General features: G+C 47.9%; 21 protein-coding genes and 1 riboswitch. Of the genes, 9 read left to right on the forward strand and 12 right to left on the reverse strand.

The features are described 5' to 3' along the window. Positions 1–119: 119 nt before the first annotated feature. Positions 120–1,781 carry a flotillin family protein gene (locus QZF50_RS05010; RefSeq protein ID WP_001472298.1) on the reverse strand — a complete coding sequence of 554 codons (1,662 nt, stop codon included), beginning with the start codon at positions 1,779–1,781 and terminating at the stop codon, positions 120–122. Between the two features lie 26 nt (positions 1,782–1,807). Next, the gene (locus tag QZF50_RS05015) at positions 1,808–2,437 is read right to left on the reverse strand and encodes an OB-fold-containig protein (RefSeq protein ID WP_000599947.1); all 630 of its coding nucleotides are present in this window, start codon (positions 2,435–2,437) and stop codon (positions 1,808–1,810) included. 268 nt (positions 2,438–2,705) lie between these two features. Between QZF50_RS05015 and glgS the strand changes: the two genes are divergently transcribed. Then, positions 2,706–2,906, forward strand: coding sequence for a cell surface composition regulator GlgS (gene glgS, locus QZF50_RS05020; RefSeq protein ID WP_000350095.1), 201 nt, complete (start codon positions 2,706–2,708; stop codon positions 2,904–2,906). A 42-nt stretch (positions 2,907–2,948) separates the two neighbouring features. On the opposite strand, the gene QZF50_RS05025 is transcribed toward glgS, so the two are convergent. From QZF50_RS05025 to ubiK, 5 genes are all read right to left on the reverse strand, one after another. Continuing rightward, a complete protein-coding gene (locus tag QZF50_RS05025; RefSeq protein WP_001269793.1) occupies positions 2,949–4,013 on the reverse strand; it encodes a fimbrial protein in 1,065 nt (354 codons plus the stop codon). 1 nt (position 4,014) lies between these two features. Next, complete coding sequence (locus QZF50_RS05030; protein WP_001269825.1) at positions 4,015–4,764, reverse strand: molecular chaperone; 750 nt, start codon at positions 4,762–4,764, stop codon at positions 4,015–4,017. A gap of 15 nt (positions 4,765–4,779) precedes the next feature. Beyond that, positions 4,780–7,284, reverse strand: coding sequence for a fimbria/pilus outer membrane usher protein (locus QZF50_RS05035; protein WP_000277116.1), 2,505 nt, complete (start codon positions 7,282–7,284; stop codon positions 4,780–4,782). 59 nt (positions 7,285–7,343) lie between these two features. Then, entirely contained in the window at positions 7,344–7,895 is a 552-nt protein-coding gene (locus tag QZF50_RS05040) for a fimbrial-like protein (RefSeq protein WP_001272149.1), read from the reverse strand. Between the two features lie 282 nt (positions 7,896–8,177). Beyond that, the gene (gene ubiK / locus QZF50_RS05045; protein ID WP_001297598.1) at positions 8,178–8,468 is read right to left on the reverse strand and encodes a ubiquinone biosynthesis accessory factor UbiK; all 291 of its coding nucleotides are present in this window, start codon (positions 8,466–8,468) and stop codon (positions 8,178–8,180) included. 121 nt (positions 8,469–8,589) lie between these two features. Then, a riboswitch (FMN riboswitch) is annotated at positions 8,590–8,738 on the forward strand. A gap of 103 nt (positions 8,739–8,841) precedes the next feature. Here ubiK and ribB point away from each other — a divergent pair. After that, positions 8,842–9,495 carry a 3,4-dihydroxy-2-butanone-4-phosphate synthase gene (ribB, locus tag QZF50_RS05050; protein WP_001076997.1) on the forward strand — a complete coding sequence of 218 codons (654 nt, stop codon included), beginning with the start codon at positions 8,842–8,844 and terminating at the stop codon, positions 9,493–9,495. A gap of 260 nt (positions 9,496–9,755) precedes the next feature. Then, the gene (yqiD, locus tag QZF50_RS05055) at positions 9,756–9,926 is read left to right on the forward strand and encodes a protein YqiD (RefSeq protein ID WP_000469266.1); all 171 of its coding nucleotides are present in this window, start codon (positions 9,756–9,758) and stop codon (positions 9,924–9,926) included. Between the two features lie 57 nt (positions 9,927–9,983). Here yqiD and zupT read toward each other — a convergent pair whose 3' ends face one another. Continuing rightward, complete coding sequence (gene zupT, locus QZF50_RS05060; protein WP_001295627.1) at positions 9,984–10,757, reverse strand: zinc transporter ZupT; 774 nt, start codon at positions 10,755–10,757, stop codon at positions 9,984–9,986. A gap of 142 nt (positions 10,758–10,899) precedes the next feature. Between zupT and ygiD the strand changes: the two genes are divergently transcribed. After that, positions 10,900–11,688 (forward strand): 4,5-DOPA dioxygenase extradiol, encoded by a 789-nt coding sequence (ygiD, locus tag QZF50_RS05065; RefSeq protein ID WP_001299419.1) that lies wholly within the window; start codon positions 10,900–10,902, stop codon positions 11,686–11,688. Positions 11,689–11,725: 37 nt separating this feature from the next. Here ygiD and QZF50_RS05070 read toward each other — a convergent pair whose 3' ends face one another. From QZF50_RS05070 to tolC, 3 genes are all read right to left on the reverse strand, one after another. Beyond that, positions 11,726–12,886, reverse strand: a complete 1,161-nt coding sequence (locus QZF50_RS05070) for a glutathionylspermidine synthase family protein (RefSeq protein WP_000442860.1) — start codon at positions 12,884–12,886, stop codon at positions 11,726–11,728. Positions 12,887–12,891: 5 nt separating this feature from the next. After that, positions 12,892–13,563, reverse strand: a complete 672-nt coding sequence (locus QZF50_RS05075; RefSeq protein ID WP_000831543.1) for a DUF1190 family protein — start codon at positions 13,561–13,563, stop codon at positions 12,892–12,894. A 147-nt stretch (positions 13,564–13,710) separates the two neighbouring features. Further along, positions 13,711–15,192, reverse strand: a complete 1,482-nt coding sequence (gene tolC / locus QZF50_RS05080; protein WP_000735278.1) for an outer membrane channel protein TolC — start codon at positions 15,190–15,192, stop codon at positions 13,711–13,713. 204 nt (positions 15,193–15,396) lie between these two features. Between tolC and nudF the strand changes: the two genes are divergently transcribed. From nudF to parE, 5 genes are read left to right on the forward strand one after another with little or no spacing between them, the layout of a single operon-like run. After that, a complete protein-coding gene (gene nudF / locus QZF50_RS05085; RefSeq protein ID WP_000917117.1) occupies positions 15,397–16,026 on the forward strand; it encodes an ADP-ribose diphosphatase in 630 nt (209 codons plus the stop codon). Further along, entirely contained in the window at positions 16,027–16,449 is a 423-nt protein-coding gene (locus QZF50_RS05090; protein ID WP_000833393.1) for a DUF1249 family protein, read from the forward strand. Positions 16,450–16,473: 24 nt separating this feature from the next. Then, positions 16,474–17,301 carry a 3',5'-cyclic-AMP phosphodiesterase gene (gene cpdA, locus QZF50_RS05095; protein WP_000444747.1) on the forward strand — a complete coding sequence of 276 codons (828 nt, stop codon included), beginning with the start codon at positions 16,474–16,476 and terminating at the stop codon, positions 17,299–17,301. Then, positions 17,301–17,882 carry an esterase YqiA gene (yqiA, locus tag QZF50_RS05100; protein ID WP_000105733.1) on the forward strand — a complete coding sequence of 194 codons (582 nt, stop codon included), beginning with the start codon at positions 17,301–17,303 and terminating at the stop codon, positions 17,880–17,882. The genes cpdA and yqiA overlap by 1 nt, the downstream gene beginning before the upstream one ends. Positions 17,883–17,910: 28 nt before the next feature. After that, positions 17,911–19,803, forward strand: coding sequence for a DNA topoisomerase IV subunit B (gene parE, locus QZF50_RS05105; RefSeq protein ID WP_000195296.1), 1,893 nt, complete (start codon positions 17,911–17,913; stop codon positions 19,801–19,803). A 47-nt stretch (positions 19,804–19,850) separates the two neighbouring features. Here the strand turns inward: parE and QZF50_RS05110 are convergent, their stop codons facing one another. Continuing rightward, positions 19,851–20,165 carry a putative quinol monooxygenase gene (locus tag QZF50_RS05110; protein ID WP_000958598.1) on the reverse strand — a complete coding sequence of 105 codons (315 nt, stop codon included), beginning with the start codon at positions 20,163–20,165 and terminating at the stop codon, positions 19,851–19,853. Positions 20,166–20,179 lie beyond the last annotated feature (14 nt).

Below are 20,179 nucleotides of genomic sequence, written 5' to 3' on the forward strand. Positions count from 1 at the left end.
TGCCTTCCCCGAGCGGTCACGCAAAACGTTGCAACGACCTGATCATTTGCAGTTTTTAGCGGAACGCAGATATAAAAAATCCCCGGCTTTTTGTGCCAGGGACGTTCATAGCTGAAAATTTATTCTACGTTTTCGGCGACGGGAGTTGTTGAGGTTAAGGGTGAAGTCAATGCCGCCAGTGAGCCGCCTGAAACGCCAATTTCATTGAGCAAGGAGTCAATCAGCGGTGCCTGTGTGCGGTAAGAGAGAGCGGCTGATAATGCTTGTTCCGCCAGGTTTCCGCCCCCCACATTACCCGTGTTTGCATCACCCGCAGCGCTGCCACGATTCAGACCATCGACCTGAATAATCTTGATACCGTCAATAGATTTCATCGGCTCAACGGATTTTTCTATTACCGCAGGTAGCGCCTGCAACAAGGCCAGTTTGAATTTAAGGCTGGTTTGTTCATCAGAAAGTACGTTGATAGCATCGTTCAGCGCACGTTGTGCTTCTGCTTCCGCCAGACCCTTTTTACGTGTAGCTTCGGCTAACTCAACGATAGCCGCCGCCTGCATCTCTGCGGCTTCTTTTTCTGCTTTCGCCCGCACGGTCAGTTCAACCGCTTTGGTTTCTGCATCCTGCGCGGCAGCGATTAGGGCAACTTGTTTAGCACGATCGGCTTCTGCGGTCTGGCGAGTGGTTTCTACGTTTTGTTGCGCACTTACTGCTTCTGCGAGTGCAAGGTTAGCACGCGCTTCTGCCTGGGACTGTTGTTCCGATTTGGCGGCAATAGCGATCGATTTCGTCTGGTTGGCGATTTCGGTGACCTGCTGTTGTTCGATCTCTTTAATACGAACTTCACGTTCAGCCTCAACCTTTCTTGAGCGGACGGCCTGCTCGCGCTCGATCTCCGTTTCCTGAATTTGTCGTTGAGCCAGAATTCGCGTCTGCTCTGCTTCACGACGACGTTCAGCTTCAAAAGCCGCAATACGTGCATTCTGTTCGGCAGTACGGGTTTTAACCTGCTGCTCCTGCTCAAGCGTCATAAACGCTTCTTGTTGTTCAATCTCCAACTTGCGCGAAAGTGCATCACGGTTTTTCTCACGCACCGCAACTTCTACATCCTGTTCAACTTCGTTACGTTCGCGACGACGGCGCTCCGTCTCCTGAGTCAGTTTGGTTAAACCTTCGGCGTCAAAGGCATTGTTCGGATTGAAATGTTCTTTCGAGGTCTGGTTAAAGTTGGTAAGTGAAACGCTTTCCAGCTCAAGACCGTTTTTCGACAGGTCTTCTGCGACAGTATTTTGTACTCCCTGCACGAAGTTCTCGCGGGTATCCTGTAACTCATGCATGGTCATTTGTGCAGCTGTTGCACGGAGGGCATCGACAAATTTATCTTCAACCAACATACGTAAGTCTTCTGGTGATAGCGTGCGTTGCCCCAACGTCTGCGCCGCAGTGGCGATGCCTTCTACAGACGGTTTTACCCGTACAAAGAAAGCGACTACTACATCAACACGCATACGATCTTTCGTAATCAGGCTATCAATGGTTGAGCGGCTGACTTCCAGCTTCAGAGTATTCATATTGATGGGGATTATTTCATGAAAGATCGGCATCACGATTGCGCCACCGCTCATCACCACTTTTTGCCCACCTAAACCAGTACGAACAAAAGCTTGCTCTGCCGAAGCGCGACGATAGAGCCTGGCGAAAATAATTCCAATAATAAACAGAATGCATACGGCAATAATCGCGGTAAACATCCAGGAGGGCACAGAATTAACAATATCATCCATTATTAAATTTCCTTTTGATTAATAAATTACAATATTTGTGGCCAGGGATTGTTTTCCGCCAAATATCGCGTTGCAGAAAGTCGGCAAATAATTAACACTTTGTCTCCTTTAGTGAAAAATTTTCCTTCTTCAGGCTCCAGTAGTAAATAATGTATTTGGCCAAATTGATCGGTGAGTTTTCCTTCGCAGGGATTACCTGAAGTGGCTTGATGACCGGTAATTAATGCCATGCTACCAATATATTCTTCTTCTGTAATAGCTGAACTATGGTCGCGTGGAATCCAGGGCGCAACTATTTTACCGGTATAATGCACCGCAATAATCGTAAACAGTAAACTGACAGGAACCACGAACAGGTTCGACAGTGGTGATTGCCAGACCATGATGCAGGCATGCTGCAACAGGATGCCAATAAGACCAAAAAAACCAGCCAGCAAGCAGAGAACGACGAGAGCTGGCAATCTTCCGATATTGAGATAATGAAGTGCCTGGCTAATATGACCTGTGGTTATGGAATCATAATGGTCAAGATGTGCATCAAGAGCACCGGAGAGCATGTGACCGCAGATAAGCGCTAAAATTTCTAAAAGGCCGATCAACAGTACAAAGGAAATAGCGAAAAGATAAGGGGTATTATAGTCGGCGAATAAAATCATATGTCACTCCAATGTCCATTTAGTGACGCAATATTTACTTTGGGATAGTTTCCTTGCTTACATTTATCTTTGTTAATAATAACACATGTTAGAGAAGTTCTGGAAGAGAAAGTTTTTTAATATGGTTTTTTATTTTTCACTAAAAAGTGTGATCGGGGACAATATATTTACGCACGTTATGTTTAAAGGCACTACACTGATTGGGGAATACTGAAATCAGAAAAAGCATATGGCCTTAAAAGGTATGCGATAACCGGAGGATGTGCTTATGGATCATAGTCTTAATTCTTTAAATAATTTCGATTTCCTGGCGCGTAGTTTTGCCAGAATGCACGCAGAAGGTCGCCCGGTCGATATTCTTGCCGTTACTGGTAACATGGATGAAGAACATAGAACCTGGTTTTGCGCACGTTATGCCTGGTATTGTCAACAGATGATGCAGGCAAGAGAGCTGGAGTTAGAGCACTGATATAACGGGCCTGATGGCCCGTTTTAGTGTTTGTATTAGATGCTAGTTATAGGTGATTTTGAGGATGACGTCTTTACTAAACGGTCCCTCAACAACAGTCTCTGCCGGATTCGCACTAAGTTCTGCCCTGAATGGTGCGGTGACCGAAGGTGCACTAGACGATGAAAAAGAAGCAAATTGTGAGAAGCGGTTAAATTCCGTTGCTGTTCCATCTTTATGAAATATCTTCAATAGCAGTCCATTACCCATATCCAGATGGCTATAATCACTCAAAATATCCGTAGTGAAAAAGCTCCCTAAAATATTGAATTGCTCAGTACAGGCCGCACCAGGATCTTTTGTCATGACTACACTAAACGTCTCACTAACGCTGGTATTTTTAATTGTTCGGGAATTTATTTTACCAAAGTCAACAACGCCATCAGCTGGTTCCAGTGCGACATTAACAAAGCAGTCAAGGACATGAATATTATTTAATCCACGAATCCTGAAGGTCAAATTTTTGTCTACTTCTATAGCTCCTGCGCCACTCATACCTTTAAACTCTAGAGCGATATATTCATCAGGTAACACCAGGTTTTTATTAACTCTATTGGCATTTTTTGCTAATTTAATATAGAGTTGTACGCGAGCTGGAAAGGTTACTGATAATTGAGGCTCAGGACCTCCACTACAGACAGCGGGGTTTTTATAGTGATTATTAAAGGTACCCGCTCCTTTTATATCAATGCATTCTGGTGCTGCGATAGCATTAGGGGCAGTCGAATCATAATCAACTCCATTGTATGTTACGCCAAAAATATAGGAGTTCTGATTATAAAAGTCCTGACCGCCTGGTAAAAACATCATTATATTAGTCCAGGCTGATGGGTATTCTTCTCCAGGTGATGGGGCAGGTAATGCATTATTACAGAAGACATTCATAAAATACTCACTGCTTTGCCAGATCTTATCACCTTTTTTACCATTACTGGGGATAGAAATTCTTGGTACGTAACCAATGACTACGGTATTTCCCCCTTCATGTTCAGCATAGCAGTCCATTGCCCATACAGGTAATGCACTAAAACCTATAATAAATATAATTACAATTAATAAGTAGCGCATATTATTTATCTCGTTTGGCTACGGAAACATTACAAGAGTTATTAACCGTCGGGCAGTTTATTTCATAAAAACTTAATCCACCAAAATCATTGATATAACCAACCTGAAAAGCTGACGGAACATTTTTAAACTGCGTATCTGCATGGCTATAAGGGGTTACCATTAAACTTTGCGTTTGTGGCAACATTGTGATTCCGTTTGTTCCGATATAACCCAGCGTAACGTGATAAGGCATCTTATTGTTAAAGCGGATCGAACCATCATTTCTACGGATGATTTCAACTTTTTCGTAAGACATTACCCCATCATCTTCTAATTCAATAGCTTTTGGTCGCCAGAATAGTTTCAATGCGTGCTGCATAGTGACTTGCATCACATTTTTTTTATCTGTTTTTGGCGGTATTTCTCGCACGTTAAAATAGAAGAGCGTTTCTCTGTCATTAGGCAGTTGAGCAATTTTTTCCTGACTTATCATTCTTATTTGAATTTGCTCACTGGGATTTAAACGTACCATAGGGGGAACCGTGACAATAAAGTCACGTGATTTATTGCCTTTCGTATCTTCTATCCATGTTTGCGCCAGATAGGGTAGATTTTTGCTTTGATTAGTAAGTTTTAATGCTTCCCCTTTATCTGACTCATTCATTATGATACGGGTACGGTCCGGGATGATGGCACCCCAGGCAATGCTGCTCATGCAGGCGAGTAATACTCCTGCTGCAATGAGATTCTTTGTGTTTAAGTAGCGCATTAGTTTCATCCTGAATTAATTTTGGCTAATACACGGTAAAATAACCGTTCCGGTGGTTAAGTTGCTGCTATTGGGTGGTTGAATAAAACAGGATTTATCACCCCAGCGTAAAGTAAGTTTGCTGTCATCCTGAATGCCGTTGAGGTATACAAAGCCGCCATCAGCAACCAGTCCTAATTCTTTATGGCTGGTTTTATCTTTTACGCTAATCCCCAGTGGTGGGTGACTACCATCTGCCAGGCGAATAACCCCCATGATTTGATAGCCCTTGCGGGTATCAAGTTTGGCGTAGCCAATAGCACCTTCGGTTAAGGTGGTGGTGATAACCGAGTTTTCGATATCCACATTTTCTGGAAGATTTCGGGTATCAACGCTTAATGATGTTGTTATGTAACTGCTGACTGATGGAATAACTCCGATGCCATACCGATTAGTTACCGCGCGTTTATTGTTCAACGGAATATCTTCTGCACCATCTGCGTCGATCATAAAACGCGAGTCAGCACTACCACTATAGTCATGGAAAGCGGCTCCGTGACGAGTCGCCGTGAATGAACCATTCCAACTGGCATTCAGAGAATAATAATTGTCTCGCTGTGATGTCCCGGAGAGATAGAGACGACCGTTCTCGGTATTATGCTGATAACTGGCGCGTAGTGACGCTTTCATATCTTTGAATTCATCATTGTCGCCTGAAGCAGAAACGCTCCAGGAATTATTTCGATCGGAAGAGTCATACCACGAAGCAGTATGCGAAATCTTGTTATCCTGATTTCGTTGCATACCATAGCTCAATGTTCTACTGGTTCCCCAGGGAATCGAAATATTTAGGTACAGTTGATCCTGGTTGTCTTCTTCCCAGTTTATTCGGCTAAATGTTAGAGAAGTGGAGACGTTTTTTAATGGCCCGATATCAAAATCGCGGCTAAGTGAAAATGAATAATTCACATTACTGCTGGCGTCCCAGTAAGTATTACGAGCCAAACTTACGTATGTATTTAACCTTAATGATTCAAGATACTGGTTAAACGTGACAATATAACTCTCTTTTTCATTCTGATAATTCGTGTAATGGTTAGTGTCATTGATATATTCATTCATTGTCACAAAGTTTTTATCAGAGAAACGGTAACCAGCGAAAGTGAGCTGGCTACCGGTAGATTCAAAACGTTTTGAATAGTTAGCGCGGTAGCTATAACCCGTTTCTTTATCCTGATTATGCAACTGAGCATCAGATCGTGTGACATCAAAAGATAATGAACCCAATGAGTTAAGGTTAAAGCCAACGCCGGCAGCCAGAGATTGATAATCACGGTTTGTTAAAACTGAACCACCATACAGGGATACATTGTTCAGCCAACCCCATGAGAATTCACCAGTCCAGAAGAAGGGTTGTTGTAAGGAATCACCACCAACGCTGGTCGGTTTACCCATAGCAGTGGTGTAGCGAATCTGCCCTTTACGCGTCAGATAAGGAATACTATTAGATGCAACTTGCCATTGCGTGACTTGCCCGTCCTCTTCTTCAACCTTGACGTCCAGTTGCCCCTGTAATGTATTGAATAAATTAGTAATAGCAAATGGGCCAGGAGGAACATTTTCTTGATAAATAATACGGTTGTTCTGTGAGACAGTGACCTTTGCATTCGTTTGTGCAACACCCGTGATTTGCGGTGCGTAACCACGTAGATCAGGCGGCAACATATTCTCATCGCTTTTCAACGAAACGCCAGAAAAATGGAAAGAGTCGAAAATAGAGGATTCAGTATCGTATTGACCTATAGTTAGTTTTGCATTAATTGCTGGGATTGGGCGAAACAAATAAATACGCGGAAAATCCAGGTTGTTCGCCTGGCTTTTGCCATTGTTAAATGACTGATCGTACTGGTAATCAGTACGCAGGCGCCAGGCCCCAAGATTAACCCCAGCCTGCCCATAGGAACTTATATTTTGTGAATTATCGCCCTGATGTGGTGCATAATGAGAGGCATATAAATTGTAGTCAAGAAATGCCCCAGCAATACCATGATCCCAAAGTTCAGGAGGCGTCCAGTTTGCATCTTTGTATTTTAACCATGCCTGAGGTGCAGATATGGATAATTGCATTTTCCCTTTATCGAGATAAGTTGTAATTTGTTTTTCTTTTTCGATAGGGTAACAACCATCGATCAGGTTTTGCTGAGCCTCTTCAATAATCTCATCAGTAAAGCCTAATAATGTTAATTGCTCTGGAGTCAGACAAACTGCAGTTTGGTTATCAATTAATACCCATTGCAGGTCCAGATGGATTGGCGTCCTTTTATTATTAATAAGAGCGTTTAATGAGTATTTACCTACGGGTAATTGGCCATCAGTTTCAAATTGGGAAAGGTTAACGTTTTCACGATCTTCGGCTTCGATTAAATCTTTGTTGAATTCAACGGCATAAGCTGACGCACAACCAATGATGAGAACGGATAATGAACAATAAATATTTTTAATCAATTCGCTTATTGTGGTTAATTTTAATTTTTTATACATCTGTTCCACTTATCATTAATCCGTTAATGATGTGGCCGGGCGAACCCGGCCTAATGTGATTACTCGTAAGCAATCTTATAGTCAGCCTGAGCGTAAACGTTGCCCGGGGTAGCATCTTTGCTTGGGGATTCCATACGAGCTTTGAAGTTCAGTTCCTGATAGCTGTTAGTATTGTTGAATGTAATTACTACCGGAGTACCTAAAGTCACTTCGCCGCTCTGGCTATCCAGAATACGTACGCCAACGCCTGTGGCACCACCGATTTCAGTTTCTTTGGTGTTTTTCAGCAGGTCAGTCTGACCCGTCATAGTATTCGCTGTGGTGAAAGTAACCTTCGCTTTTGAATAAGTGGTTCCACCCTGGCTCAACATGCAGTCTTGCAGGTGAATAGTGAAAGGCTCAGCCAAAGATTTCTGGTCGCTTTTCAGAACGGTATCTGCTACTTCACCCAGATTTACAGTTAAGTCTTCGTCACCTGGTTTAATTGAACATGGAGCAGAGATAACTTCACCTTTAAATTTAACAATGCCGTGACCTTCGTCAGCAAATACGTTATTGGAAAGAATCATTGCTACGCCAGCAACAAGAAGTGACTTTTTAAAAGCAGACATAATATTCCTTTATATAAATATAAGTAGAAAATGAATGATTAGTAACTGTTATTTAAGGATTGCTAATCATTCAAATATTATATTTTACTTTTCGGGTTTTATGAAATTAGTTTATCTAAATATGGATTAAGTAAAACTTAAAAAATACATAACAATTATATTTTCAATTGCACTCATTCATTTTTGTGATGATATTCTGAATGGAATTAAGCGATAAGGTAATAGAAAGCACTGTAAATTAGAGGATTAATTCATAATTTACAGTGCATTAAAGACAAATGTTTACAGCGTTGGGGGGAGAGTCTCTGGATCTGGCTGCTTTTTAATCTCAGTACTGCGATTTTCCAGTTCGCTCATTCTTTGTTCAAGCAGCGCCAGTTTCTCACGAGTCCGTAACAGGACTTGCGTTTGGACGTCGAACTCTTCACGGCTTACAAGGTCGAGGCGCGTCAGCTGAGCTTGTAGGGTTTGGCGGATTTTTTTCTCCACATCTTCCCCGAACTCCCTGATTCCTTTAGGCATTGATTCGTGAACCTGGCGAGCGATTTGCTCAATTTTTTTCGGGTCAATCATTGTAGTTTCCCTGTACTGATAGGTGTTGAGTACCATTGTAGTGCGATAAGGGTAAGTCATAAACCAGAATTATGTGAAGCTATGCGTTGCTGCCGCTAATCATTAGCGTTATAGTGAATCCGCTTATTCTCAGGGCGGGGCGAAATTCCCCACCGGCGGTAAATCAACTCAGTTGAAAGCCCGCGAGCGCTTTGGGTGCGAACTCAAAGGACAGCAGATCCGGTGTAATTCCGGGGCCGACGGTTAGAGTCCGGATGGGAGAGAGTAACGATTCTGTCGGGCATGGACCCGCTCACGTTATTTTGGCTATATGCCGCCACTCCTAAGACTGCCCTGATTCTGGTAACCATAATTTTAGTGAGGTTTTTTTACCATGAATCAGACGCTACTTTCCTCTTTTGGTACGCCTTTCGAACGTGTTGAAAATGCACTGGCTGCGCTGCGTGAAGGACGCGGTGTAATGGTGCTTGATGATGAAGACCGTGAAAACGAAGGCGATATGATCTTCCCGGCAGAAACCATGACCGTTGAGCAGATGGCGCTGACCATTCGCCACGGTAGCGGTATTGTTTGCCTGTGCATCACTGAAGATCGCCGTAAACAACTTGATCTGCCAATGATGGTAGAAAATAACACCAGCGCCTATGGCACCGGTTTTACCGTGACCATTGAAGCGGCTGAAGGTGTGACTACCGGTGTTTCTGCCGCTGATCGTATTACGACCGTTCGCGCAGCGATTGCCGATGGCGCAAAACCTTCTGATCTGAATCGCCCGGGCCACGTTTTCCCACTTCGCGCGCAGGCAGGTGGTGTACTGACGCGTGGCGGTCATACTGAAGCGACTATTGATTTGATGACGCTGGCAGGCTTTAAACCGGCTGGTGTGCTGTGTGAGCTGACTAATGACGATGGCACGATGGCGCGTGCACCAGAGTGCATTGAGTTTGCCAATAAACACAATATGGCGCTCGTGACTATTGAAGACCTGGTGGCATACCGTCAGGCACATGAGCGTAAAGCCAGCTGAAAACCGCTGCTTAATTACTGCCTTAATCAAGAAACCGAAGTTGTAGCTGGCTTCGGTTTTTATTTTGCCCCGCTATGCAAGATGTTAATTCCGCTTCTCTTTCTATGAGAAAATTTCATTAATATCAGGCATTCTTTTTCATTATGATCAAAATCATATAATTGTTCCGTTATTATGCGACCATATGAATATATCCGAAAAAGGATATGTGAAATTTATGCGCTAAATGTTTAGTATTGTTAAATATTAAGGGTAAAAGGATGTTTATCGCCTGGTACTGGATTGTATTGATTGCTCTGGTTGTGGTGGGTTATTTCCTGCATTTGAAACGTTATTGTCGGGCGTTTCGCCAGGACAGAGACGCACTGCTTGAAGCGCGGAACAAATACTTAAACAGTACGAGAGAAGAGACAGCCGAAAAGGTAGAATAAGGCTTTCGTGAAGCTGGCAGAAGTTGTCCATGTGCTGGACAACTTCTGATGTTGTTTTTAACCAATTCCCGCCGTTTGTAGCAGCACTAAACTGAATCCCATCACTGACATTCCACATAGTACGCCATAGCTGGGGTTATTATTAGGGTCAATCTCTTTGGCGAGCGGCATTAATTCATCAACCGAGAGCGCCACCATAATTCCTGCAACCGCCGCCATGATTGCCGCCATGACCACCGGGGAAATCATGCTACCGAGGATTAACCACGCCAGCACACCACCAAGAATTTCTGCTAGTCCAGAAATCCCCGCCCACAGAATCGCGGTGCGTTTAGACCCCGTTGCCGCATAAACCGGGCCTGCCACTGCCAGACCTTCAGGGATATTGTGCAAAGCGACGGCCAGTGCGATGCCAAATCCCAGCTCCAGGTTGCTGCTCGCCGTGACAAAGGTGGCAATCCCTTCCGGGAAGTTATGCAGACTGATGCCGAGAGTGAGCAGAATGGCTGTGCGCTTGATCGATTTTGGCAACGGCTGCACCGATTTTTGCATTAAATCCTGCGGATGCGCATGTGGCAACATGCGGTCCAGGCCAAAATAGCCAAGCAGACCGAAGATAAACATTCCATAACCCAACACAGGCGACATTCCTTCAGCTGCTAGTGCGGCAGGAAGCATTTCCATTAATGAGATGAGCAACATGATCCCCGCCGCAAATCCTAGCGAAAACGCCAGTAAGCGGTTCGAGGGTTTTTGCCCGAGAACGCCGAGAAACGCGCCAATAAACGTGGCTGCCCCCGCCAGTATGGTCAGAATGAGAGGTACTGACATCGACAACTCCTTATAAATCTTCACCTTCAGGCAGATCGTCAAAATAACTGATGATCATCATCATTGTTATCCGGGTTCTTACTCCGCCGAACAAGCGTATTGTGAGGATATCAAAATGACACCTTTAGTTAAGGATATCATCATGTCTTCAACACGTATGCCAGCATTGTTTTTAGGTCACGGTAGTCCGATGAACGTGCTGGAAGATAATTTGTATACCCGCAGCTGGCAGAAGTTGGGGATGACATTGCCACGCCCGCAAGCGATTGTGGTGGTTTCGGCTCACTGGTTTACCCGTGGAACAGGAGTGACCGCGATGGAGACGCCGCCCACGATTCATGACTTTGGTGGCTTCCCGCAGGCGCTGTACGATACGCATTATCCTGCTCCGGGTTCGCCTGTGCTGGCACAGCATCTGGTTGAGCTGTTAGCGCCGGTCCCGGTGACGCTGGATAAAGAAGCCTGGGGCTTTGACCACGGTTCCTGGGGCGTGCTGATTAAGATGTATCCTGACGCCGATATCCCGATGGTGCAGTTGAGTATCGACAGTAGCAAACCTGCCGCCTGGCATTTCGAAATGGGGCGCAAACTGGCAGCGCTGCGAGATGAAGGAATAATGTTGGTCGCCAGTGGCAACGTGGTGCATAACCTGCGTACAGTGAAGTGGCACGGTGATAGTTCACCATATCCTTGGGCGATGTCGTTTAATGAGTATGTGAAAGCGAATCTGACGTGGCAAGGGGCGGTAGAGCAGCATCCTCTGGTGAATTACCTCGACCATGAAGGTGGCGCGTTATCGAACCCAACGCCGGAGCACTATCTGCCGTTGTTGTATGTCTTAGGTGCGTGGGATGGGCAGGAGCCAATTACCATTCCGGTCGATGGTATAGAAATGGGCAGCCTGAGTATGCTGTCGGTGCAGATAGGTTAACAATTACCGGATGGCGAATGCCATCCGGCATCATTGATTACTCAACAAAAATATGTGGATAAAACCGAGACATATCCTGGGTGATCAATGCACGGTCTTCACGAATGCCAATTCCGGCGGGTTGATCGTTCACCAGCCAGCTACCAATCAGCATATAGCTGTCGCCGAATTTCGGTAACGGGTGGAATTGCTGAACAATCATCCCTTCTTCGCCATACGGACCTTCCGCTGCTTCAATGGTTTTGCCGTTTTCAATGATCGACACGTTTGCGCCTTCACGGGAGAAGATCGGTTTAACCACATATTTTTCCATTTGCGGATGATCATCTTCCGCAAAATAAGCGGGCAGCAGGTTCGGGTGATTCGGGAACATCTCCCACAGTAGCGGTAGAAGTGCCTTGTTGGAGATAATGCTCTTCCACGCCGGTTCCAGCCAGCGTACGCCTGCATCCTCCAGCTTGGTGGAAAACATCTCACGCAACATAAATTCCCACGGATACAGCTTGAACAGGTTGGAAATTACCTGATCCTGTAAATCCGTGAACTGACCTTTTTCACCTAACCCGATATCATCGATGTAGAGGAACTCAGTAGCAATTTCAGCTTCCGTTGCGCAGTCCTGCAAATACTGAATGGTTCCGCGATCTTCCACCGTGTCGCGACAGCAGGTGAGATGCAGCAACTGGAAGCCATACTGTTCACGCAGCTCAACGAAGCGATCGATCAGTTTTTCTTGCAGACTGTTAAACTGGTCGCTGCCCTCCGGCAAGTTACCGGCGTTAAGCTGATCTTCCAGCCAGATCCACTGAAAGAACGCCGCCTCGTATAGTGACGTTGGCGTATCGGCGTTATTTTCCAGAAGTTTAGGTTCGCCAGTGCCATCCCACGCCAGATCAAGACGCGAATAAAGCGATGGCTGGTGCGTCAGCCATGACTGGCGCACAAAACTCCAGGTGTGTTTTGGAATGCGGAATTTGGTCATCAGCTCATCGCTGGCGATCACTTTTTCCACCACTTTCAGGCACATCTGGTGCAGTTCGGCGGTGACTTCTTCCAGCTTTTCAACCTGGGCGAGGGTCAACTTGTAGTAAGCATCTTCACACCAGTACGGCTCGCCGTACATGGTGTGAAAATTGAAACCGTATTCGTGGGCTTTCTCACGCCAGTCCGGGCGCTCGGTAATACTGACTCTTTCCATCGGTATCAGCCACCCATTGAACGAGAAGAGGTGCCAGTTGCGCTACGCTGCATAGTGCTTTGTTTGGCAACAGATTCACCAAAACCGCCACGGGTAACGGTAGTGGTGGTCGCCGGTTTTGGTGCCATGGCTGTCTTCGGTACGGTCATGGTGCGGCCTGGCTGGGCTGCGCCATAGTTTTTACCCGTCGCGTCGGTATATTTACCGTAAGCCGGGCTGGCTGGGTTTTTCGAGGAGAACAGCGGCTGCTGTGCAAATCCCGCGCCGCCGCCCATCAGACGCCCCATCATGTAACCGGCCATCAGCGGCATCCAGAAACTCCCGCTGGATTGCTGGGCCTGCGCCTGGTTTTCTGGTGCCATGCCAGCCTGGGCTGGTGCCTGCTGGCACTGACCTTCACCAAATTCAGCAACACAGTCTTCACGGGTGGCGTATTTCGGCGCAGTACGTTCGGCTTCTTTCAGCGCATTGTTGTACGCGGTGGTACATTCGGCGCTTTTGCCTGGGTTTGCAGCTGAACAGTCGTCAGCATTTTGATAGAGAGACACCGTTTCATCACTCTTTTCACAGCCAGCCAGCATAAAAACAGTGGCAACCGCGAGAGCGACTGGTGTCAGATGGCGCGCGCTCCAGTTTTTGCGGAACGATGCGTGGCGTATGGATTTTGTCCGTTTCATTTTTGTCTTCCGGGACCAGTGGTAAATACCCATCAGAATAGAGGATGGCTGGTCGAAATTGAAGCGAGAAGGGGGAAGAATGCGGCAGATAACCCGTATCTTTACGTTGCCTTACGTTCAGACGGGGCCGAAGCCCCGTCGTCGTCATCAGTTACGGAAAGGGTTATGACCGTTACTGGTGGTAGTGCGTGCGGATGTTTGCTGAACGACGGGTGCCGGGCTATCAGGCGCATAACCATCAGCAATAGCATTCTGTTCCGGCGTTTGCGGGGCAACGTTTTCCGGATTAGTGGAAACCGGTTTGCTCAGCGCATTGTTCAGTGCCAGCAGATCCTGCTCGTTCAACGTACCCAGGGCTGACTTAATATTCAGCTGATTAATCAGGTAGTTATAACGCGCATTTGCCAGCTCTTGCTTAGCGTTGTACAGCGTGGTGGTTGCATCCAACACATCAACAATGGTACGCGTACCGACCGAGTAGCCCGCTTCCATCGCGTCTAATGAGCTTTGAGCGGAAACTACGGCTTGTTTGTAGGCGTTAATGCTACTGATAGATGCATTAATGTTGTTGAAGGAGGAACGTACGGTTTGCACGACGCTACGATGCGCGCTTTCCAGTTGCTCGCTGGCACCGACAAAGTTGTACTGTGCCTGTTTCACCTGCGAGTTAACCATTCCGCCCTGATAAATCGGCAGCGAGAAGCTCAGGCCCACTTTGTTCTGGCCCATATTGCTGTCGTCATACTGGGTACCAGCGGCACCACGGGTTTTCGAACCGCTATAAGAGGTGTCAGAAATCCCGGTAGAAGCCGTTAAATCCAGCGTCGGTAAGTGACCATCCTGCGCCTGGCGAATTTGCTCGCGCGCCAGGTCCTGGCTCAAGCGTGCCTGTAACAGCGACAGGTTGCGTTTTTCGGCTTCTTTCAGCAGCGCGTTAACCGGCTGTGGTTTGTCGGTTTTAAAGTTTTCGACATTCAGCGCTGCCAGTTCTGGATAGTAGTTACCGGTGATCTGGCGCAGCTGCTCTACCGCGTTATCAAGGTTATTACGTGCGGTCACTTCGTTCGCCAGCACGGTATCGTACTGCGCGCGGGCGTTCTGCACGTCGGTTATCGCTACCAGGCCCACGTTAAAACGTTGGGTGGTTTGATCTAATTGACGGTAGATCGCTTCTTTTTGTGCCTGTGTATAGGAAAGAACGTCAATAGCATTCAACACGTTAAAATAAGCGGTCGCGGTGTTGAGGATCAAGGTTTGCTGATCGGTCTGATATGTGACGTCCTGAATCCCTGCTGCTTTTTCCTGCAGCGTTAACGCACGCCATTTCGACATATCAAAAATGGATTGAGTTAACTGCAGGGACGCACTGGTCGCGTTAGAGTTGATGCCGTTCGCGTCGCGGTAGCCGTTGCTATAGGTGTAATCTGCACCTAAACCTAGCTGTGGCAGTAATGGACTGCGCGCTTCATTAATTTTTTCAAAGGCAGCATCACGATCGGCGGCAGACTTACGCAATTCCGGGTTACTAAGGCGTGCTTGCTGATAAACTTGCATCAGGTTCTCGGCCTGGCTCAACGAACTGAACCCAGAAAGGCTCAGGCCGATAAGAATGGGGAGCAATTTCTTCATTTGCATTCCTTGTGGTGAAGCAGTATTTAGCGCGATCAAACTGTAAAATTATTGCGGATTCTAGCAGAAGCCGCTACCGCAAAAGGTTGGCGTTACGTGCCATAGGGCGTTAATGTGCCTCAATTTAACACATGACTGCTCAAACGGCAGTCAAACGTCGCTGAAATTCACATTTAATTCACTATTAGTGCCAGGACATTAACAATGCTTAAGCCAGACAACCTGCCCGTTACATTTGGCAAAAACGATGTAGAAATTATTGCACGAGAAACACTTTATCGCGGCTTTTTTTCATTAGATCTTTATAGATTTCGTCATCGTTTATTCAACGGGCAAATGAGTCATGAGGTACGGAGGGAAATTTTTGAGCGCGGTCACGCCGCAGTCTTGCTACCCTTTGACCCAGTGCGTGATGAAGTTGTGCTGATTGAGCAGATTCGGATTGCCGCATACGACACCAGTGAAACCCCCTGGCTACTGGAGATGGTTGCCGGGATGATAGAAGAGGGTGAAAGTGTGGAAGATGTTGCCCGTCGCGAAGCGATTGAAGAGGCGGGACTGATAGTCAAACGGACCAAACCGGTGTTAAGTTTCCTGGCAAGCCCGGGGGGCACCAGTGAGCGTTCGTCAATTATGGTGGGCGAAGTGGACGCCACGACCGCAAGCGGTATTCATGGTCTGGCTGATGAAAACGAAGATATTCGCGTTCATGTGGTAAGCCGGGAACAGGCATACCAGTGGGTAGAAGAGGGGAAAATCGACAACGCAGCGTCGGTCATCGCTTTGCAATGGCTGCAGCTGCATCATCAAGCGTTAAAAAATGAGTGGGCATAAATGAAGCGTTACACACCTGACTTTCCTGAAATGATGCGCCTGTGCGAGATGAACTTTTCACAATTGCGCCGTTTGTTACCGCGCAATGACGCACCCGGCGAAACTGTAAGCTATCAGGTGGCAAACGCACAATATCGGCTGACGATTGTGGAATCGACCCGATACACTACCCTGGTGACAATAGAACAGACTGCGCCCGCGATCAGTTACTGGAGCCTTCCGTCAATGACGGTGCGTCTGTATCATGACGCGATGGTGGCTGAAGTGTGTTCAAGCCAGCAGATTTTTCGCTTCAAAGCGCGGTATGATTATCCTAATAAAAAGTTGCATCAACGCGACGAAAAGCATCAAATTAACCAGTTTTTAGCGGACTGGTTGCGATACTGTTTAGCACATGGAGCGATGGCGATTCCGGTTTACTAGCGTCGTGAAACCTAAGGACACCATTTGGAAAGCCTGTTAACCCTTCCTCTGGCTGGTGAGGCCAGAGTCAGGATTTTACAAATTACCGATACTCACCTGTTTGCACAAAAGCACGAAGCCCTGTTAGGGGTAAACACCTGGGAAAGCTACCAGGCGGTGCTGGAGGCGATTCGTCCACATCAGCACGAATTCGACCTGATTGTCGCGACAGGTGATTTAGCGCAGGATCAATCCTCTGCGGCCTATCAGCATTTCGCTGAAGGCATCGCAAGTTTTCGTGCGCCCTGCGTCTGGCTGCCGGGCAACCACGATTTCCAGCCCGCGATGTACAGCGCGTTACAGGATGCGGGTATCTCCCCGGCGAAGCGCGTGTTTATTGGTGAGCAATGGCAAATCCTGTTGCTGGATAGCCAGGTGTTTGGCGTGCCGCACGGTGAGCTGAGCGAGTTTCAGCTTGAGTGGCTGGAACGTAAACTGGCCGATGCGCCAGAACGCCATACGTTGCTGCTGCTGCATCATCATCCGCTACCTGCGGGTTGTAGTTGGCTCGATCAACACAGTCTGCGTAACGCGGGCGAACTGGATACCGTGCTGGCGAAGTTTCCGCACGTCAAATACTTGCTGTGCGGTCATATTCATCAGGAGCTGGATCTCGACTGGAACGGTCGCCGCCTGCTGGCAACGCCGTCGACCTGTGTGCAGTTTAAGCCGCACTGTTCCAACTTTACGCTGGACACCATCGCGCCCGGCTGGCGTACTCTCGAGTTACATGCTGATGGCACGCTGACCACCGAGGTGCATCGCCTGGCGGACACACGTTTCCAACCTGATACCGCTTCAGAAGGCTACTGATGTCTACGCTTCTTTATTTACACGGTTTCAACAGCTCGCCGCGCTCTGCAAAAGCGAGCTTGTTAAAAAACTGGCTGGCGGAACATCACCCTGACGTTGAGATGATCATTCCGCAGTTGCCGCCGTATCCTTCCGACGCGGCAGAGCTGTTGGAATCCATTGTCCTGGAACATGGCGGCGATTCGCTGGGTATTGTCGGTTCGTCACTGGGGGGATATTACGCCACCTGGTTGTCGCAATGTTTTATGCTGCCCGCAGTGGTGGTAAACCCGGCGGTACGCCCGTTTGAACTGCTGACGGACTATCTCGGTCAGAACGAGAACCCCTACACCGGGCAGCAATATGTGCTAGAGTCACGCCATATTTACGATCTCAAAGTCATGCAGATTGACCCGCTGGAAGCGCCGGATTTGATCTGGCTGCTGCAACAGACGGGAGATGAAGTGCTGGATTACCGCCAGGCGGTGGCGTACTACGCTTCCTGCCGCCAGACTGTCATAGAAGGCGGCAACCACGCATTCACGGGCTTCGAAGATTATTTCAACCCGATCGTCGATTTTCTTGGTCTGCACCATCTCTGACGATCAACTCGAATTGCTAACTTAAACCATGACGCAAACTTATAACGCTGATGCCATTGAGGTACTCACCGGGCTTGAGCCGGTTCGCCGCCGTCCGGGGATGTATACCGATACCACTCGCCCTAACCATTTGGGGCAAGAAGTTATTGATAACAGTGTCGATGAAGCACTGGCGGGTCACGCAAAACGCGTGGATGTAATCTTACATGCTGACCAGTCGTTAGAAGTTATTGACGATGGGCGCGGGATGCCGGTGGATATTCACCCGGAAGAGGGTGTACCGGCGGTTGAACTGATTCTTTGCCGTCTGCATGCAGGCGGTAAATTCTCTAACAAAAATTACCAGTTCTCTGGCGGCCTGCATGGCGTGGGGATTTCGGTGGTTAACGCCCTGTCGAAGCGCGTAGAAGTTAACGTGCGCCGCGATGGTCAGGTTTATAACATCGCCTTTGAAAATGGCGAAAAGGTGCAGGATTTACAGGTTGTCGGCACTTGCGGTAAACGCAATACCGGTACCAGCGTGCACTTCTGGCCGGATGAAACCTTCTTTGACAGCCCGCGTTTTTCTGTTTCACGCCTGACGCATGTGCTGAAGGCCAAAGCAGTACTGTGCCCCGGCGTTGAGATTACCTTTAAAGATGAGATCAACAACACCGAACAGCGCTGGTGCTATCAGGACGGTCTGAATGATTACCTGGCGGAAGCGGTAAACGGTTTACCGACGCTGCCAGAAAAACCGTTTATCGGTAATTTCGCTGGCGATACTGAAGCTGTGGACTGGGCGCTACTGTGGCTGCCGGAAGGCGGTGAACTGCTGACCGAAAGCTACGTCAACCTTATCCCAACGATGCAGGGCGGTACCCATGTTAATGGTCTGCGTCAGGGCCTGTTGGACGCGATGCGTGAGTTCTGTGAATACCGCAACATTCTGCCGCGCGGCGTGAAGCTGTCGGCGGAAGATATCTGGGATCGCTGCGCCTATGTTCTGTCGGTGAAAATGCAGGATCCGCAGTTTGCCGGGCAGACCAAAGAGCGTCTCTCTTCGCGTCAATGCGCGGCATTCGTTTCAGGCGTGGTGAAAGATGCCTTTATCCTGTGGCTGAACCAGAACGTTCAGGCGGCGGAGCTGCTGGCGGAGATGGCGATTTCCAGCGCCCAGCGCCGTATGCGTGCGGCTAAAAAAGTGGTGCGCAAAAAGCTGACCAGCGGCCCAGCACTGCCTGGCAAACTGGCTGACTGTACCGCGCAGGATCTTAACCGTACCGAACTGTTCCTTGTGGAAGGTGACTCCGCAGGCGGATCTGCCAAGCAGGCGCGCGATCGCGAATATCAGGCGATCATGCCACTGAAAGGTAAGATCCTTAACACCTGGGAAGTTTCTTCCGACGAAGTGCTGGCCTCGCAGGAAGTGCATGATATTTCGGTAGCGATCGGTATCGATCCTGACAGCGACGATCTGAGCCAGCTTCGTTATGGCAAAATCTGTATCCTCGCGGATGCGGACTCTGATGGTCTGCACATTGCCACGCTGCTCTGCGCTTTGTTCGTAAAACACTTCCGCGCGTTGGTGAAACACGGTCACGTTTACGTCGCACTGCCACCGCTCTACCGTATTGATCTCGGGAAAGAGGTTTATTACGCGCTGACGGAAGAAGAGAAAGAGGGCGTACTTGAGCAATTAAAACGCAAGAAAGGCAAGCCGAACGTCCAGCGTTTTAAAGGTCTGGGGGAAATGAACCCGATGCAATTGCGTGAAACCACGCTTGATCCGAACACTCGCCGTCTGGTGCAGTTGACTATCGATGATGAAGACGATCAGCGTACTGACGCGATGATGGATATGCTGCTGGCGAAGAAACGCTCGGAAGATCGCCGCAACTGGTTGCAAGAGAAAGGCGACATGGCGGAGATTGAGGTTTAAAGGAAAGAACATTGCCCGGTCAGGATGGCCGGGCAAACAAGGCAGGTTTAAATCCCAGGTTGCAGGATGCGGATATTCATCTCCAGCACGTCGCCTTTTACGGCTTCGCTGTACGCCTTCATGTGCGGGGTTTGCAGATGCGCTTCAAGATGCGCGATGCTTTCCCACTGCTCAATCATCACGATAGAATCCGGTGCCATAGACTGGAAACTCACGCCAGCAGCGCAATCCACCATTGGCGCATAGCCGTGGCAACCTTCTTCTTTCAGTACGGTTGGAACGATTTTAGCAAACTGATCCAATACCGCCTGACGGTGATGTTGACCAGGACGAGTACGGATTTCTGCGATTACGGTAAGCATGGTTAACTCCTTCT

It is taken from the genome of uncultured Escherichia sp. (assembly GCF_948475835.1).
Taxonomy (GTDB): domain Bacteria; phylum Pseudomonadota; class Gammaproteobacteria; order Enterobacterales; family Enterobacteriaceae; genus ECMA0423.